At 41.9% G+C, this 16,803-nt stretch carries 14 protein-coding genes, 1 tRNA gene and 2 pseudogenes; 6 read left to right on the plus strand and 11 right to left on the minus strand.

The genetic code is table 11. From position 1 onward, the window contains the following. Window positions 1-42: 42 nt before the first annotated feature. Complete coding sequence (locus AB9N12_RS10925; RefSeq protein WP_369892092.1) at window positions 43-705, minus strand: uracil-DNA glycosylase; 663 nt, start codon at window positions 703-705, stop codon at window positions 43-45. Between the two features lie 6 nt (window positions 706-711). Beyond that, window positions 712-1,748: pseudogene (gene asnA, locus AB9N12_RS10930) on the minus strand (aspartate--ammonia ligase). A gap of 221 nt (window positions 1,749-1,969) precedes the next feature. Here asnA and AB9N12_RS10935 point away from each other — a divergent pair. Next, window positions 1,970-2,042: transfer RNA gene (locus AB9N12_RS10935), tRNA-Arg, on the plus strand. A gap of 83 nt (window positions 2,043-2,125) precedes the next feature. Here the strand turns inward: AB9N12_RS10935 and AB9N12_RS10940 are convergent. From AB9N12_RS10940 to AB9N12_RS10950, 3 genes are all read right to left on the minus strand, one after another. Then, complete coding sequence (locus tag AB9N12_RS10940; RefSeq protein ID WP_369892093.1) at window positions 2,126-4,978, minus strand: bifunctional fucokinase/fucose-1-phosphate guanylyltransferase; 2,853 nt, start codon at window positions 4,976-4,978, stop codon at window positions 2,126-2,128. A 119-nt stretch (window positions 4,979-5,097) separates the two neighbouring features. After that, window positions 5,098-5,781, minus strand: coding sequence for an HAD family hydrolase (locus AB9N12_RS10945; protein WP_369892094.1), 684 nt, complete (start codon window positions 5,779-5,781; stop codon window positions 5,098-5,100). 36 nt (window positions 5,782-5,817) lie between these two features. Next, window positions 5,818-6,627: a hypothetical protein gene (locus AB9N12_RS10950; RefSeq protein ID WP_369892095.1), complete on the minus strand. Its 810-nt coding sequence runs from the start codon at window positions 6,625-6,627 to the stop codon at window positions 5,818-5,820. Window positions 6,628-6,815: 188 nt separating this feature from the next. Between AB9N12_RS10950 and AB9N12_RS10955 the strand changes: the two genes are divergently transcribed. Then, entirely contained in the window at window positions 6,816-7,322 is a 507-nt protein-coding gene (locus tag AB9N12_RS10955) for a DUF5035 domain-containing protein (protein WP_369892096.1), read from the plus strand. 120 nt (window positions 7,323-7,442) lie between these two features. Here the strand turns inward: AB9N12_RS10955 and AB9N12_RS10960 are convergent, their stop codons facing one another. The 3 genes from AB9N12_RS10960 to lysS are packed head-to-tail and all read right to left on the minus strand — an operon-like array spanning window position 7,443 to window position 11,526. Further along, entirely contained in the window at window positions 7,443-8,780 is a 1,338-nt protein-coding gene (locus tag AB9N12_RS10960; RefSeq protein WP_369892097.1) for a glucose-6-phosphate isomerase, read from the minus strand. Between the two features lie 19 nt (window positions 8,781-8,799). After that, a complete protein-coding gene (locus tag AB9N12_RS10965; RefSeq protein ID WP_369892098.1) occupies window positions 8,800-9,795 on the minus strand; it encodes an NAD(P)H-dependent glycerol-3-phosphate dehydrogenase in 996 nt (331 codons plus the stop codon). Then, window positions 9,796-11,526 carry a lysine--tRNA ligase gene (gene lysS / locus AB9N12_RS10970; RefSeq protein WP_369892099.1) on the minus strand — a complete coding sequence of 577 codons (1,731 nt, stop codon included), beginning with the start codon at window positions 11,524-11,526 and terminating at the stop codon, window positions 9,796-9,798. A gap of 75 nt (window positions 11,527-11,601) precedes the next feature. Between lysS and AB9N12_RS10975 the strand changes: the two genes are divergently transcribed. Then, complete coding sequence (locus AB9N12_RS10975; protein ID WP_369892100.1) at window positions 11,602-12,999, plus strand: MATE family efflux transporter; 1,398 nt, start codon at window positions 11,602-11,604, stop codon at window positions 12,997-12,999. Between the two features lie 32 nt (window positions 13,000-13,031). Here AB9N12_RS10975 and AB9N12_RS10980 read toward each other — a convergent pair. The 3 genes and pseudogenes from AB9N12_RS10980 to AB9N12_RS10990 all read right to left on the minus strand — a co-directional run. After that, window positions 13,032-13,187 (minus strand): annotated as a pseudogene (locus AB9N12_RS10980) (helix-turn-helix domain-containing protein); the annotation flags it as partial. Window positions 13,188-13,298: 111 nt separating this feature from the next. Continuing rightward, window positions 13,299-13,544 (minus strand): DUF4248 domain-containing protein, encoded by a 246-nt coding sequence (locus AB9N12_RS10985; protein WP_369892101.1) that lies wholly within the window; start codon window positions 13,542-13,544, stop codon window positions 13,299-13,301. Between the two features lie 142 nt (window positions 13,545-13,686). Continuing rightward, a complete protein-coding gene (locus AB9N12_RS10990) occupies window positions 13,687-14,154 on the minus strand; it encodes an HU family DNA-binding protein (protein WP_369892102.1) in 468 nt (155 codons plus the stop codon). A 317-nt stretch (window positions 14,155-14,471) separates the two neighbouring features. Here AB9N12_RS10990 and AB9N12_RS10995 point away from each other — a divergent pair, with 317 nt between their 5' ends. From AB9N12_RS10995 to AB9N12_RS11005, 3 genes are all read left to right on the plus strand, one after another. Continuing rightward, on the plus strand, window positions 14,472-15,047 hold the full coding sequence (locus tag AB9N12_RS10995; RefSeq protein ID WP_369892103.1) for a hypothetical protein: 576 nt from the start codon (window positions 14,472-14,474) through the stop codon (window positions 15,045-15,047). 395 nt (window positions 15,048-15,442) lie between these two features. After that, window positions 15,443-15,607 carry a zeta toxin family protein gene (locus AB9N12_RS11000; protein ID WP_369892104.1) on the plus strand — a complete coding sequence of 55 codons (165 nt, stop codon included), beginning with the start codon at window positions 15,443-15,445 and terminating at the stop codon, window positions 15,605-15,607. A 30-nt stretch (window positions 15,608-15,637) separates the two neighbouring features. Next, the gene (locus AB9N12_RS11005) at window positions 15,638-16,678 is read left to right on the plus strand and encodes a DKNYY domain-containing protein (RefSeq protein WP_369892105.1); all 1,041 of its coding nucleotides are present in this window, start codon (window positions 15,638-15,640) and stop codon (window positions 16,676-16,678) included. Window positions 16,679-16,803: the final 125 nt, after the last annotated feature.

Here is a 16,803-nt window from a genome sequence, read left to right on the forward strand (position 1 = left end):
AGTTGTTCACCGCTCATTGTTTTTTCATTCACCGTTATCTATTTACCATGTGATTTCCGTTTTCCCGTGGGCTTTTAGATAATCGTTTGTACGGCTAAAATGTTTATTTCCGAAGAAGCCGTTGTAGGCGGAAAGAGGAGAAGGATGGGCGGAAGTCAGTACCAAGTGCTTACTGCGGTCAATGAAAGCTCCTTTTTTTTGAGCATACGACCCCCATAAGATAAATACCAGATTCTCTTTTTCTTCTGCCAAGGTACGGATTGCGGCATCAGTAAATGTTTCCCAGCCACGGTTTTGGTGTGAACCTGCTTGGTGGGCACGTACGGTCAGCGTTGCGTTGAGCAGCAATACTCCTTGTTCTGCCCAGCGGGTCAGGTTTCCCGTAGTGGGAGCATCTGTACCGATGTCGGCTTTAATTTCTTTGAATATGTTTACTAATGAAGGAGGGAAAGGTACTCCGTCATTTACTGAGAAACAGAGACCATGTGCTTGTCCCGGTCCATGATAAGGGTCTTGCCCTATAATCACAACTTTCACTTTATCGAAAGGACAAAGGTTGAAAGCATTGAAAATCAGTTTTCCCGGAGGGAAAATCTGATACTGTCTATATTCGCTTTTGACGAAGTCTGTCAATGCGCGAAAGTAGTCTTTGTCAAATTCAGGTTGTAAATGAGCTTTCCAACTTTCTTCAATCTGTACGTTCATAGTCTATTATATAAGGTGTATATCAAGTTCTTTGCATTTTTTGCGCATATCTTCGGGCCAGATGCTAGCTTGTATTTCTCCGATGTGAGCCTTGCGAAGGTAGAACATGCACAAGCGGGACTGTCCGATACCTCCTCCGATAGATAATGGAAGAGTGTCATTCATCAATCGCTTGTGGAAATAAAGTTCCAGCCTTTTTCTTCTTTTTCTTCTTTCAGCTGACGTTGTAAAGCTTCTTTATCTACGCGGATTCCCATGGATGACAATTCGATGGAGCGTTGCAATACATCATCCCACAGCAAAAGGTCACCATTCAGTCCGGGCTGGTCATTTAGTCCTTTAGTCGTGTAGTCATCGTAGTCCGGTGCTCGTCCGTCGTGCTTCTTGCCGTCTCCAAGTTTGCAGCCTATTCCTATGATAAATACAGCTCCATATTTCTGACAGATGGCGTGTTCACGATATTTAGGTTCCAAGTTCGGATAAAGTTGGCGCAATTCTTCTGAATGGATGAAATGTAGCTTTTGTGGCAGGCAAGGTTTGATTTGCGGATACATTTCATATACCATATATTCCGTACGGATCATGGCTGCATAAATACGGTTGACGATTTCTTTCAGGAAGTTTACATTCCGGTCTTTATTGGTGATGACACGTTCCCAGTCCCACTGGTCTACGTAAAGAGAATGCAGGTTGCCCAATTCTTCATCCGACCGGATTGCATTCATATCCGTGTAAATACCATATCCCGGTTCGATGTGATAGTCAGCTAAGGTTAACCTTTTCCACTTGGCCAATGAATGAACCACTTCGGCTTGTGCATCGCCCAGATCTTTAATTGGGAAGGAAACAGGTCGTTCTATTCCATTCAAATCATCATTGATACCCATCCCTTTCAATACGAAAAGAGGGGCGGTCACACGTCTAAGGCGCAGTTCGGATGACAAGTTTAATTGGAAGAACTCTTTTATTTGCTTGATTCCCAACTCGGTCTGTTTGAGGTCGAGAAGCGGCTTATAGTTCTTAGGTTTTATCAAGTAACTCATAAGTTTGTTAAATGTTAATTGTCGGCAAAGATAGGAATAAAATTGATGTATGTAATGAGTATTCTCTAAAAGATTGTCAATTTGATAAAGTAAATACGCTAAAGCATTTCAAAATAATAGTCTTCTGACATGAAGGATCGCTTTGAGAACTATAAAAAAAGGAGAATCATTAGGAGAATGAGAAGATTTTTTATACTTTTGTTCCCGCATTTAGAAAGAATGGCCCCGTAGCTTAGTGAATAGAGCGTCAGATTCCGGTTCTGAAGGTCGTGCGTTTGAATCGCACCGGGGTCACATTGGAATCCCTTGATAGTCAGTAGACTATTGAGGGATTCCTTTTTTGTCTTTCTAATCTGTGGCTGCATAAAGCCTTCTCTTTAGCTTCTTGAAACCTGAAGTCCTTTATCAGAGAGGGTCATTTCTACAAAACGGGCACGAGAATTAGGGGCTTGTTCCGTCAGTATCCGTCGGATTTGTCCGGCTGCCTGCGGATCTTTTGCTACCATATACAGATACCCGCCACCACCTGCACCGGGGAGTTTGTATCCCAAGGTGTAATCTTTGATTTTCTCGATGATGGCTGCTACTGCCGGTGGATTGGTTCCGCAATCTAATGCTTGGTTCTGTATCCAGGTTTTGCCGACTAAACGACCGAAACTATTGAAATTACTCCGTAAAATGGATTCACTCATATCCATTGCATGAGCTTTCATTTCGGCTAACAAGCTTAGATGCGGACCGGAATTGAGGAACATGGAACTGACAATCTCGGCCAGGATACTTTTAGCGGTACGAGTAATTCCCGTATAATATAACAGATGACAGTCGCGGTAATCAGGATGAACAAAGAGTTGGTCGGGTAACCAGCGTACTAATGGATTCTGCTCGAAACCAGCTTCGGATTGGAGTAATTTAATACCGGAAAAGACACCGCCATATTGGTCTTGCCAGCCTCCTCCTGTGGTCAGGAGTTGTTCCAATACTAATGTGTAACTACATATATCATTTTTATCCCAAGCCAGTCCACAGAAATCATTGATTGCTCCGAGCACAGTAAATGCCAGGATGGAACTGGTGCCCAAACCAGAACCTGCAGGAATAGCAGCCAGCAGAGTAATTTCGATTCCGGAACCGAAATCTTCCAATTGTTTAGCTAACGAAGGATAGGATTCTGTAGAGAATGTCGGTGCAAAGCCCGCCAATGTAAGGGCGGCTTTCGGAATAGAAAATGGAGAACCTACCTTTTTATAATCTTGCAGTTCCTCGTAATTTCTTATCACTTCTATTGCACCCATGTCAATAGAACGAAGAGTGATGTGATATTCCTTGCTGGGTTTCACATATACTTGTAGCGGTGGTTGACCGTTCAGTTCGATAGCAAGATTTACAACGCTTCCTCCTGAATAAAGAGAGTAGGGAGGTGTGTCCGTCCATCCTCCCGCCACATCAATACGCACAGGACTGCGTCCCCATACGATTTGGTCGGAATAAACGTTGAGTATGGGATGACTTTTACGTTCGCTCATTACTTCTAATAAACCGTCGCGAAGTAGTTGGAAAGCCTCCTGTTCCTCTCTTGCACAATCCTTGTTTTCACGTAATTTCATGATACGTGCACGAAGCATCCGGTTGTGTATCCGTAACATGGGCGCGGCATCTTCTTTCAAGACGTCGGGCATATCTAATTTGAAACGTACAAATTCATTGGCGGCATCCAGCAAATCGAGTTGATAGAACACGCTTTTCTCATAATTGGTCGCCAGTCCTTTCCAGTTCTCCTTGCGGAAAGCTTTGCGCTGTTCGTAGAGGCGTTTGAGGTTGGCGCTTGCGGATATTTCATCTGCGGAAACTTTCTCTGCTTTCAACCAAAGTTTTTTCCCTTCTTCCAGTTGTGGTTCTGATGTCATCCAGCGTACTAGTATGCCTAAATCTTTCACAGAAGCCACTTTGGGGAAGATGAATGCTGATTGTAAATCATCTGTACGCCCTTTTATATCCTTCCAGATAATTCCCCTTTCTTCCATCCAACGGGTAAAAGGAATATTAAGGTAAGTAGTCGTTATTTTGTCCAACGCTCCTTTGAATACATCATCCAATCCATACGGACGCGCAACGAACTCATTCTCGCCGATAGGAATAATATCGATGCAAACCCCATCCGGTAAATGTATACTCCACTGGTTTTCAGGAACTCCTGTAATGATCTGGCGGGAACCTAATTTCCATTCTTTTCCCACATGGCTATTTTCAATCCATAAATTGGCGTTGTCGGCAGAAAGAGAAACTTGTGTGATGGAATTCTGTATAAAGATAGCCGGATTCGGTTTTACTTTCCGGTGCATAATTCTTCTTTGGTCCCGCACCTTATCCTGTATGGCCAAAGTAGAAGAAATCAGTTCACGACTTGTACCGTAATGATAGAATTCTCCACCGGGCAACGGTAATATGGCCACGGACAACTGATTGATTTCTTTATCTTTCGTTTTAGGATGCTCTCCCAAAGCCAAACCATAGTCCGAATATAAATCATAATAATGAATATCTTTCGTACCTCCTTTCAATGACCGTTTCATCAGTACTTCTATGGCACGGTCACTTAAAATCCAGATGCCGATATCCATCAGGAAAAGATGAGTTTTCGACAAACTTTCCAACTCTTCCAGAGAAGGTTTCTGCAACATGAAATCAAGCACCTCCGGTTTTTTCCGGTCGGAAACAAACACGCCATGATGAGTTGCCAATGAAGGATTCACCCACAGACCGTAACATACTACATCTACATTCGGAATATCCTGAAGCGGTTTTTCCGAACGGATATATACATCTCCGCTAGCAATCAGCGTATTCAGTCCGGCCGGAGCCTGATTCATAATCCTTTCATAGAGCGGAAGCTGCAATGATAGAAGATTTTGTCCCAGCTTTTGCCCTCTTTCCCAACTGAAGATCGGGATAGGAGTTAATATTTTGCCGGAAGGACCGTAGCTGGGTAGCCGACGACTTTGTCCGCCTGCATGCAGCAATATTCTTTTTTCATGTCCTAGCCAGTTGCTGAAAGATTCTTGTGGTGCGAATGCCTGATGACAAGCTTGCAATAACCATGTAGTTCCGCCACCGGAGCCTAGTTTACTCCCTATGGGGTCTGATGTACAAAACCAATCGGTATGGTTAACTTCTTCCAGTTCGTGGAAGCAATGGATCAAATTGGGTGGTAAGGATAATAACTTTTGCATAATAGAATCTGCGTTGGCTTAGATAGAATCCAAGCGAATTAAACTCCCGTAAAAATACAAATTATATTCCTGCTTTTCAATATTATTCTTCTGTATTGAAAAATAATTTATTTCAGCTTTTAGATGTCCTTTTCAAACAGCATATCCCACTGGTCGCTTAACGCCTGCATGGATGGCAGTAATAAATCTGCTCCGGCATCCAGCAACACTTGTCCGTTCAAAGGACCCGTATTGACCGCTATGGTGAAAATGCCCGCATTGTGTCCGGCTTCTACTCCTAACGGAGCGTTCTCTACTACAACAGCTTCATCTGCTTTGAACCCTCCTTTTTTCAAAGCCATCAGATATGGTTCGGGATTGGGTTTGCCATATTTCACATCGAACGCTGTAACCATCAGTTCTTTGTGAAACATTCCCGGGAAGTTGTGTTCCAGCCGTTCGAGCAGGGATAGCTGACCGGAACCGGTGACCACCATCGGAATCAGCCCGTTCCTCTTCACTTTTTGTAGTAACTCCCATGTACCGGGCATCGGTTTTGCTTCGGGATATGAATTGAATAAAGCACTTTTCTCCTGATAGATACTTTCTATTTCTTCTTGGGTGGCTTCTCTACCCCATTCACGTTGAAAAACAATATTGATTGTAGAAGCTCCTGTCCGTCCTTCATGCATATATGCTTCTTCGCGACTAAGAGTGAGCCCATGAGATTTCATTACTTTATGCCATGCTTCCGAATGGAATGGCATAGAGTCAAAAAGTACGCCGTCCATGTCAAACAGGACGGCTTTCAGTTTCTTTTTCATACTTTGTACGTTGCGGAATCTTTTTAAGATGATATTTTATTTTTCTATGATCATTTTCTTTAGATCGGACCGGGGGATAACCACATCATATTGTTCCCCGGAATCCTTGCCGATATATCTGTAGGTAATATTCTTATTGTTCTCCACGCAGGTTCTTATGAATATCTGGGTGGCAGGATCGGTCTGGCTTGCCAGCGTTGACACAATGCCCTCTTTCACTTCTGCTGCGTTTTCTTCAATCTGGCTGATGGAACACAGATCTTCGTTTACACTGCATATATAAACAACCGATTCACCTATAACTTCGATCTTTTCGACAACGACTTCTTCACTGGCCTGCATTGGAAATTGCAGATTCGCCATTTTCAGTTGTGCTTCAAGTTTTGTCTGTCCGCTTTGTGCAGGATCGGTATTTGTATTGATAACCTCTTTCAGTTCTTCGGCAGTAAGTTCGCAAACCGCTTGCTCGCCCGACTTATTCCCTACAAATATCATGTGTAATCCTGAATTACACTTAGCCATCAACTTCAGCATTTCCTTTACATCGGCAGCCGGATTTTGAAACATTATTTTGATAGATGATTTCATGCTTTCCGGATTATCTTTCAATATCTTTATATTGGTTATTTCCTCGTTCATGTTGAGAGTGTACACTACGTTATTCCCGTCATAAATGATGCTGGTTATTTTACCGACTTCTCCCATATCCATTGGACACTGTTTGTTGGCTATCCCGATCACAGCCTTGAGTTTGGCTTCCTGACAACCGGTCATTACTATTATTAGAAATGATACGCTACATAGTAGCATGAGTCCACTGGACTTTTTTAATAAATTTGCTGCCATCCTATTTGTTTTTTGAGTTTGATTTGCTATTATATAACGAGGCAAAGATAACGATAAAAAATGAGAGACAGGGATAAGTTAGAAAGGAAAGATCGTTGCAAATGATGCTCCCGAGTGATTAACTATGTAATTATTTGCTGTTTAGAAGAATATATGTATTTTTGTAACGTTATAAACTCGACGATAGCATGAAAAAGAGCGTATTATTGTTGCTACCATTGTTTTTAGGTGCTTGCTCTGATAATGGGGAAAGTCCCGTTATCAAGATAGAAAGGCTTTATGCAAAGATAGAATCGGACGATGGAAATTCTGGTTCCGGTGAAAAAGACTATGCGAATCAGAAGGAGGAGTTGCCGGTCTTGGAGGTAGGAGACGAAGTGAAGGCCTTTCTGCTTTTGGATGGAAATGGGGCGGAATTGAAAACTTTTAAACTTCAAAATGACGATGAAGTGGATACTAAACTCTTTTATGAGCAAGCAGAAGTATCAACGGAGGGAAATCTGACGGATGTGGAGAAAGGACAGCTTCGTTTTAAGGATGGTGTGTCAAAGGCTAGAATTATGGTTATGGCAACCATTAAACAAGTGGATAAGAACGGTGATGTAAAATTAGAGTTCTATCTTTCTTCCAAAGCCGAATGTGAGGGAGCACAGGAAGAAATCGGCTTGAAGACGAAAGCGGAAGATGATCAATGAACGATCGTACCACAGATAACACACAGAGTGCACAGATTCTTTTTCATTTCCTTTGTGCACTCTGTTTCTTGATGGTGAATAAATTTTAATTGGTATGAATCCGTATAATCTCTGGTGAGCTTATAGTTTTGCACGGATTGCTTTGGATTCTTCTTCATACCCCGGTTTGTCCAGCAATGCAAACATATTCTTTTTGTATGCTTCCACACCCGGTTGGTTGAATGGGTTCACGCCCAACAGATAACCGCTGATACCGCAAGCCTTTTCGAAGAAATAGAGCAGACCGCCGATGTTGTATTCGCTCAATTCCGGAAGTACAATACGCATATTAGGTACACCACCGTCTACGTGAGCCAGCTGTGTTCCCAGTTCTGCCATTTTGTTCACTTCGTCCACACGCTTGCCGGCTAAGAAATTCAAGCCGTCCAGATTTGCTTCGTCAGAAGGAACCTCCAGTTTGTGGTTAACCTTTTCTACTGAAATCACGGTTTCGAAGATAGAACGTTCGCCTTCCTGAATCCATTGTCCCATGGAGTGAAGGTCTGTAGAAAAATCTACCGATGCAGGGAAGATTCCTTTATTATCTTTTCCTTCAGATTCTCCATAAAGTTGTTTCCACCATTCGCTTACATAGTGCAGTTTCGGGCAGAAGTTGACAAGGATCTCGATCTTCTTGCCATTCTTGTACAACTCATTGCGGGTAGCAGCGTAAATAGCAGCCGGGTTTTCAGCAAATGCGACGTCCGATCCGCATACCTTTTCCATATCGGCTGCACCGGCAACCAGTTTGTCAATATCGAATCCTGCAACTGCGATAGGCAGCAAACCAACCGGAGTCAGTACGGAGAAACGTCCGCCTACGTTATCAGGGATGATGAATGTTTGGTATCCTTCTTTGTCGGCTGTAACACGGGCAGCACCTTTCTTTGCATCCGTCACTGCAACGATTACTTTCTTTGCGGTTTCCTTGCCGCGCTGATCTTCGCATTGCTTTTTCAGCAAACGGAAAGCAAGAGCCGTTTCGGTGGTAGTTCCTGATTTGGAGATATTGATAATTCCGAATTTTTTATCTTTCAGATATTCAGTCAGTTCATACAGATAATCTTCGCTGATATTGTGTCCTGCATAGATCATGACAGGAGCCGTTTTCTTTTCCTGCAACCAAATGAAGCTGTTGGACAGAGCCTCGATTACGGCACGTGCACCCAGATAGCTGCCACCGATGCCGGCTACGATTACTACTTCACAGTTATCTCTTAATACTTTTGCTGTAGCGTTCAGGTCGGCCAGATGTTCTTTAGTGATAGAAGAAGGCAAATGCAACCATCCTAAAAAGTCATTACCTTTGCCTGTGCCTTTTTCCAGCATTTCCTGTGCGGCTTTTACCTCAGCTTCGTAAGCAAAAACCTTTTCTTTGGAGATGAATCCAACTGTTTTTTCAATGTTCAAGCTAATCATATTCTTCTTGTTTATAAGGTTATCTAAAAGAATCAGTTAGTAATTTTATTTCAATCATAGGTGAGATGCGTTCGTACAGGATGTTGTACACGGCGTCCAGTATCGGCATATTGACATGATGATGTTTGTTGATTTCCTTGATACACTTCGTCCCATAGTAACCTTCGGCAATCATCTCCATTTCAATCTGTGCACTTTTCACGGAATATCCTTTACCTATCATCGTGCCGAAAGTCCGGTTACGGCTGAAGTTGGAGTAGGCGGTCACCAATAAATCTCCCAAATAAACTGATTCGTCCACGTTTCTGTTCAACGGATGTACCGTGTTCAGGAAACGATTCATCTCCTGAATGGCATTGGAGATCAGCACAGCCTGAAAGTTATCACCATATTTTAAACCGCTGCAAATACCGGCAGCAATGGCATATACATTCTTTAGTACCGAACTGTATTCAATTCCTGCAACATCGTCACTGACGGAGGTTTTGATAAAACTGCTTCCCAGACGGCGGGCGAAAATACGGGCCTTGTCTCTGTCGGGACAAGCGATAGTCAGGTAGGAAAGGCGTTCCAGAGCTACTTCTTCCGCGTGGCAGGGGCCTGCCAGTACAGCGATGTTTTCCGGGGGAACACCATATTCTTTAATGAAGTATTCCGATACAATTATGTTGTCATCGGGTACGATTCCTTTGATAGCGGTGATGATAAACTTATCCTTTATTTTCGTTTTCAGCTTTTTCAGGTGCACTTTCAGATAAGGAGAAGGAGTGACGAAAATCAGTGTATCCGATTCCTTCACAATATCATTGATATTGGAACTGAAAGTAATACGCTTAGTGTCGAATTTCACCCCTGTCAAATAGGCTGGATTATGTCCCAGTCTCTTAAAATCGGTGATGCGGTCGTCTCGTCGCATATACCAATTTATAGAGTCCTCTTGGATTAAACACATCTTTGCGATGGCTGTGGCCCAACTTCCTCCGCCCATTATCGCTATCTTACCGGGTAGTTTCATTTATTTAAGTTTGTTTAGCCACTCGGTCACGTCGTTTACGGACGGATTGGTCAGTTCTAATTTATATTTCTTGTTAATGCCACAGATGTCCTGATGTAGCTTCTGCGGATTGACATTTTTCATATCTTCTACGGTGTTGTAACCGGCTTTTTGGATTACTGGAACCCAGTCTTCCGCGATTCCCAATTCCATATATTTGGAGGTTGCATCTTTTTTCACAACTTTTTCCGGGCGCATTTGCGGGAAGAATAATACTTCCTGAATGGTGGTCTGTCCGGTCATTAACATCACCAGACGGTCGATACCGATACCTATACCCGATGTAGGAGGCATACCATATTGTAAGGCACGCAGGAAGTCCTGATCGATAATCATAGCTTCATCGTCACCCTTGTCGGCTAGGCGCATTTGCTCTTTGAAACGTTCTTCCTGATCAATCGGGTCATTCAATTCCGAATAAGCATTAGCCAACTCTTTGCCGTTTACCATCAGCTCGAAACGTTCGGTCAGTCCCGGTTTAGAACGATGCATTTTGGTCAGCGGGGACATTTCTACCGGATAATCGGTGATGAAAGTCGGCTGTATGTAAGTTCCTTCGCAGAATTCACCGAAGATTTCGTCAATCAGCTTGCCCTTGCCCATTGTGTCATCGATTTCTTCCATATTCAGTTCCTTGCACACTTGGCGGATTTCTTCTTCGCTCTTGCCGTTCAGGTCGTATCCGGTCTTTTCTTTGATAGCATCGAGGATAGGCAGACGGCGGTAAGGAGCTTTAAAGCTGATAGTCTTTCCATCGACAGTGGTTTCCGTACAGCCGTTTACAGCGATACAGATGCGTTCCAGCAGTTTTTCGGTGAAATTCATCATCCAGTTGTAATCCTTGTACTGAACATAAAGTTCCATACAGGTAAATTCCGGATTGTGAGTTTTATCCATACCCTCGTTACGGAAGTTCTTACCTATTTCGTATACACCTTCAAAACCACCTACGATTAATCTTTTCAGATAAAGTTCCGTAGCGATGCGCAGATAAAGGTCTATATCCAGTGAGTTATGGTGAGTGATGAACGGACGTGCGCTTGCTCCGCCGGCGATAGATTGCAGGATAGGAGTTTCCACTTCCGTGTATCCGGCTTCGTCAAGAGCGTTACGCAGTGTCTTCACTACGGTGGCACGCTTCAGGAATGTTTCTTTTACACCGTCGTTTACCACCAGGTCAACATAACGTTGGCGATAACGGAGTTCGGGGTCTTCGAAAGAGTCGTAAGCCACCCCGTCTTTGTACTTAACGATAGGCAACGGTTTGATGGATTTTGCAAGTACAGTCAGTTTCTTTGCATGGATACTGATTTCGCCCATTTGTGTGCGGAACACGAAACCTTCGATACCGATAAAGTCACCTAAGTCGAGCAGGCGTTTGAATACAGAGTTGTACAGCTCCTTGTCTTCTCCCGGACAGATATCATCCCGGGTGATGTACACCTGGATGCGGCCTTTAGAATCCTGCAATTCGATGAAAGATGCTTTACCCATCACGCGGCGGCTCATGATACGGCCCGCTACGGAAACCTGGCGCGGCTCTTCGTCGTCTTTGAATTCAGCTTTAATATCTGTAGAGAAAGCATTGGTTACATATTCTGCTGCAGGGTATGGATCAATACCCATCGCACGAAGTTCATTCAGGCTGTTGCGTCGAATGATTTCCTGTTCACTTAGTTCTAATATATTCATTTCGTTACGTATTAACTCAATTTTGGAGGCAAAAATACGAAACTTTTCTCATATATCCTGTAATCCACCTCTTTTTTGTATCTTTGCCGTCTCAAACTAATAGGTATGACAGGACAGAAGACACCCACTGCGTTGGGTACGGAAAAGATTGGGAAGCTTTTAATGCAATATGCCATTCCGGCAATTATCGCCATGACGGCCTCTTCTCTTTACAATATGGTAGATAGTATTTTCATTGGTCACGGAGTGGGGGCGATGGCTATCTCCGGGTTAGCATTAACTTTCCCGTTAATGAATCTTGCCGCGGCTTTCGGTTCCTTGGTCGGTGTCGGTGCAGCTACATTGATTTCGGTAAAGTTGGGACAGAAAGATTATGATACGGCACAGCGGGTTTTGGGAAATGTGCTGGTATTGAATATGATTATCGGGCTTGCTTTTACGGTGGTCACACTGGTTTTTCTCGATCCTATTCTTTATTTTTTCGGGGGTAGTGACGCTACGGTAGGATATGCACGTGATTATATGATTGTTATCTTGTTGGGTAACGTTGTCACTCACCTTTATTTAGGGTTGAATGCCGTGCTTCGTTCAGCGGGACATCCGCAGCAGGCGATGTATGCCACAATTGCTACGGTGGTGATTAATACCATACTCGACCCTGTTTTTATTTATGGCTTCGGCTGGGGAATACAGGGAGCGGCTATTGCTACTATTACGGCACAGGTCATCGCATTGGCATGGCAGTTCAAACTATTCTCTAATAAGGAAGAGCTCTTGTATTTCCACAAAGGAATCTTCCGGTTAAAGAAGAAAATAGTAGTCGATTCTTTAGCAATCGGTATGGCGCCTTTCCTAATGAATCTGGCGGCGTGTTTTATCGTAATTCTTATCAATCAAGGTTTGCAGCATCATGGTGGCGACTTGGCTATCGGAGCGTTCGGAATAGTAAACCGGCTGGTATTTCTCTTTGTCATGATTGTAATGGGACTGAATCAGGGGATGCAGCCGATTGCCGGTTACAATTATGGAGCCAAGCAATATCCGCGTGTAACAAAAGTATTGAAAATGACGATTTATGCCGCAACAATCGTTACCACTACCGGCTTCCTGATGGGGATGTTGATTCCTAATTTGGCGGTTTCTATCTTTACAACGCACGAGGAACTGGTGGATATTTCTGCCAAAGGCTTACGTATTGTAGTGATGTTCTTCCCCATTGTCGGTTTTCAAATGGTAACTTCCAATTTCTTTCAGAGCATCGGTATGGCAAGTAAGGCAATCTTTTTGTCAATCTCCCGCCAAGTTCTTATCCTCATACCCTGCCTACTGATTCTTCCTCACTATTACGGGCAATTAGGAGTCTGGGTAAGTATGCCGATTTCCGATCTGACAGCCAGTCTGATCGCAGGAACAATGCTTTGGTGGCAGTTCAAACAATTCAACAGGCAGAAGGAATTAATCAGCTCTGATTAATTGATATCATTCCCTTCCTGCCAATAAAACTCCTACGTCAGATCTATCTTCTTGTTCCGATATTCTTTAGGAGATATATCGACATACTGGTTGAAATATTTCCCGAAGAATGCTTGTGTGGGAAAGTTGAGCTTGGTCGCTATTCCTTTCATACTTAAATCGGTATTATTGAGCAGATATTTGGCTTCTCGAGTTGGCCACTTTGTTTACTATCGGTATGACATAATCCATACCGACCTCTATCATGATTCCTTATGTTGCCTGATACAGATGCCGTGCTCCGTTCATTGTTGACATTCTTATGGAGTGTCCAGAATACTGGTTATGATTTGTACCTGTCGGGGAGTGAAAGTTCGTGTACGAGGATGATAACCTGTGGCAGTTAGTAATCGGAACAGTTCTTTATTTATTTTAATCCATTTGGTGAATATGCGTATGGCGCAACGTGGGGTAATGTTCGGATTGTACATACAAGCTAATTCTTTTTTCTTATAAGTTTTAATACGAAACGGAATTTCCTCCTTTTCTAATAGTGATTTTTCCATGTGGGCAGTTTATTATTTTAAGATGTTGTAAAGATACAAAATAAAAAAGGCATTGTCAAGTCTTTTGCAGGAATACTTTTGGAAACAGTATCCGCCCGTAGGCGGGTACTGTTTTCCTGCTTTTAAAGGCTGATGATTAATTTTATGCTTCCGGATCCGGTGCTTCTTCTTTGTCGTCATCCGGGTTGGGATCCGGTTGTCCCGAGCTGATGGTGTCGTCATTAGAAGCAACCATCTTTTGGATACTGACTTTGCTTAACATTTCCTTGAACTTGTAGCCCGGAGTAAAAATGATTTTCACTCTACGAATTGTGTCGCTATCTACATCTTTTTCTGCATCTTTACTTTCACAATTCATACCCGGACGGAAGCAACCGAAATCTCCTAATTGAACAGAAATACCTTTTCTAAGATTGATATTCAGTGTATCGATTAAGGCATCGAGTACAAATTTTACCGCTCCGCTAGGAACCATTCCCACTTTGGTGATTTCCTCGCACAAATCTCTGAATTCCACCGTATTGGTGATTACATTTTGTGCTACATACTTTTCAGCTTTAGTTTTATCAAAGCCGAATATTCTTTTTTTTATGACGTATTTAAGTGCCATAGGTTTTTGTTTTTTGGATTAATAACTTTATTTGTCTATATCTCTTTGTGATCACGATACAAAGATACTATGGTCACTTTCCGGGGAGGTGCTTTAACGGTACTAAATGTACCTATTTTGATTTATTTTTTAATTGTCTTGTTTGTATGATTCTGATTTATAATGTATTACTTCTGAAAATATTGCGAGGTGGGATGTTACTCCGTAGAATCTAAAAACTCCCTATAATAGTTATTTTCCTCTAAATATCAAATGCAGATGTTTTATCTTTAATGATTTCTTCTATTTCTGTACCAAAAGACTAAACTGATTTAGATATGAGAATTTTTAATTTATATATAGAAAGAAATACTAACATTGGTATGAATAAACTTATTGTCCCATTTCTTTTCATAGCTTGCCTCTTTGTGACTACTGGTAGTGATAATGAGCCCAAAGAGGAAATATTAGCTAACAGAGAGGAAGACATTCCGTACACCGAGGGATGCCCCTATCATGTTTATGACCTTTACAAAGACGCTTTTGTAATTGACAACAAAGGGAATATGCATTATGCTAATTACAAAGATGGTGATATTAGTCTTGATTTGGATTTTGCTGCCATTCGTTTAGATCATGCCATTCCCAAAGAGTCTCCGGATTTCTTAGCGTTCAACCGTATCGGCAAGATGGCGTATTATGCCTATGTTCTCTATCCATTGACTGACAAGGTTGAAAAAGTAAGGTTAACAAGAGGGACCTTATATCTAAAAGATGTGATATCGGAAGATTTGTATGATGAGATTGTAACCAAGTATGAAAGTGGCAAGACGCTTGAATATAGTCTTGTTCTCGCTAATATTTATGGATATGGACTACAAAAGATCTCTTTCACAATTTCTAAAATATTCTGAACTATTTATGTGCTATTTGTCAATTGGGGGCACAAGTTCTCAGACAATTGACCCGATGCAACGGAACACGGAAAGCAACGTGTCGGATATTGAGATGAGAGTGTAAATAGTTAAAATGATATGATAACAACTTATTCATAACACCATATAAAATAAAACCCGTATCTTTGTATACAGGAAACAGTAAATGATTTAGGTCTGTCGGAGAAAGAAATGAACTCATATTCACTTCCGGACAAGAGCCAAGTGACGAAATGCTCGCTCAAATCATGAAAGAGGTGGCGCAGGAAGCAGCGGAAAGTTATAAGGAGGCTGCCGCCGCACACTTTGCGGAAATGAAAAAAACATTGCAATAAAACAGGCAATGTGGCAGGAGCGCATAAACAGTGTCTTAAATGGTTAAGGGAAACAGAAAACCGGAACTAATAGTGATAGCCGGGTCCAACGGGTCGGGCAAGACATCTGTAACTCGGAAATTTCTGTACCACGAATACTCAGACGACACGGTTTATATCAATCCCGACCCGTGGCAAGCCTTATATACGGCGATTTTTCATTAATTTTGTCGTTGAATTACAAGTTGAATCATTATGAAAATCAAGCAACATAGGCGTAAAGTACTGTTCAAATCAATTATAATCGCCATTATATTTTATTGGCTTATATCGTTTTTCTTCGGATTTCCTGTTCCGAGAGGAACACGAGTTACCCCCAATTACAGTACATATTATGAAAATTGGAGAGGTATCTACTATATATCCGTTGAGAATGTGTTAAATCTAATAAATTTTGGTCATTGGGGATATTTGGAAGATGTGGATAAAGAGACATTTATAATATTGGATGACAACTGGGCAAAGGACAAAAATCATGTATGGTATCAAGACAAAACTATAAAAACAGTGGATGTCGCATCTTTCGATGTAGATAAAAGTGGCTTGCCGAAAGATAAATACCATGTATATGTTTATGATGTGGATATGCATAGTTTTCGTCCATCTAAATGTAATATGGATGTGACTACTGCCGAACATTTCGTCTTTAAAAATAACGGTCAGGATTGGACATGGATGCGCGACAAAAATTTTGTCTATTACGATGAGACAAAACTCGATGTAGACAGAAATACTTTCGCTCCATTAGGAAAGACTTATTGGTGGACAGATAAAGATTATGTCTATATAGATCGTTGGAACAGTTCGCTTAAAAAATGTGAACTTATAAAGGTCGATTCCTTGCAGTCACCCGTCGATACGCTGAATACTGGCAGTCATTATCTGCGTAACGGAAGAAATATGATCCATCTTAGTAGCGTTATCGCAAGAGACATCGAAGTGTACCGTTTCGAGGAAGTCGGTTTAAGCAAATGTATTATCAATGATATGTTGTTTGAAAATGGGGAGCGTATATTGAAAGACTCTCTTGATGTTGCCGAAGCTAAGTTCTATTTTTATGGACATATTGCTACAGATAAAAATCATGTTTTTTACTCTCGAAAACAACTCAATGACATTGATGCTGCATCTTTTCATCAAATAGATGATGAAATTTTTGAGGACAAATATTATATATACACCATAAAAGAAAATGCTTGGCGAGAGGAATATCCATTTGAACGAAAAAGGAAGTAATAACTATACAGTTACCTCCAACAGGAACTAATATCATTGTGTGTTCAGAAATTTATTATACCTTTGCATTTGAAAGAGTTATTTGATAGCATAGCACCGTAAATCGCTGAAAATCGCACGGTTGC

The sequence above is a fragment of the Bacteroides sp. AN502(2024) genome (assembly GCF_041227145.1).
In the GTDB taxonomy this organism is placed as follows: domain Bacteria; phylum Bacteroidota; class Bacteroidia; order Bacteroidales; family Bacteroidaceae; genus Bacteroides.

Excerpts from the sequence above, each read along its gene's own strand:
- AB9N12_RS10925 (WP_369892092.1), bottom strand. The coding sequence starts at position 705 with ATGAACGTACAGATTGAAGAAAGTTGGAAAGCTCATTTACAACCTGAA.
- AB9N12_RS10940 (WP_369892093.1), bottom strand. The coding sequence starts at position 4,978 with ATGCAAAAGTTATTATCCTTACCACCCAATTTGATCCATTGCTTCCAC.
- AB9N12_RS10945 (WP_369892094.1), bottom strand. The coding sequence starts at position 5,781 with ATGAAAAAGAAACTGAAAGCCGTCCTGTTTGACATGGACGGCGTACTT.
- AB9N12_RS10950 (WP_369892095.1), bottom strand. The coding sequence starts at position 6,627 with ATGGCAGCAAATTTATTAAAAAAGTCCAGTGGACTCATGCTACTATGT.
- AB9N12_RS10955 (WP_369892096.1), top strand. The coding sequence starts at position 6,816 with ATGAAAAAGAGCGTATTATTGTTGCTACCATTGTTTTTAGGTGCTTGC.
- AB9N12_RS10960 (WP_369892097.1), bottom strand. The coding sequence starts at position 8,780 with ATGATTAGCTTGAACATTGAAAAAACAGTTGGATTCATCTCCAAAGAA.
- AB9N12_RS10965 (WP_369892098.1), bottom strand. The coding sequence starts at position 9,795 with ATGAAACTACCCGGTAAGATAGCGATAATGGGCGGAGGAAGTTGGGCC.
- lysS (WP_369892099.1), bottom strand. The coding sequence starts at position 11,526 with ATGAATATATTAGAACTAAGTGAACAGGAAATCATTCGACGCAACAGC.
- AB9N12_RS10985 (WP_369892101.1), bottom strand. The coding sequence starts at position 13,544 with ATGGAAAAATCACTATTAGAAAAGGAGGAAATTCCGTTTCGTATTAAA.
- AB9N12_RS10990 (WP_369892102.1), bottom strand. The coding sequence starts at position 14,154 with ATGGCACTTAAATACGTCATAAAAAAAAGAATATTCGGCTTTGATAAA.
- AB9N12_RS10995 (WP_369892103.1), top strand. The coding sequence starts at position 14,472 with ATGAGAATTTTTAATTTATATATAGAAAGAAATACTAACATTGGTATG.
- AB9N12_RS11000 (WP_369892104.1), top strand. The coding sequence starts at position 15,443 with ATGGTTAAGGGAAACAGAAAACCGGAACTAATAGTGATAGCCGGGTCC.
- AB9N12_RS11005 (WP_369892105.1), top strand. The coding sequence starts at position 15,638 with ATGAAAATCAAGCAACATAGGCGTAAAGTACTGTTCAAATCAATTATA.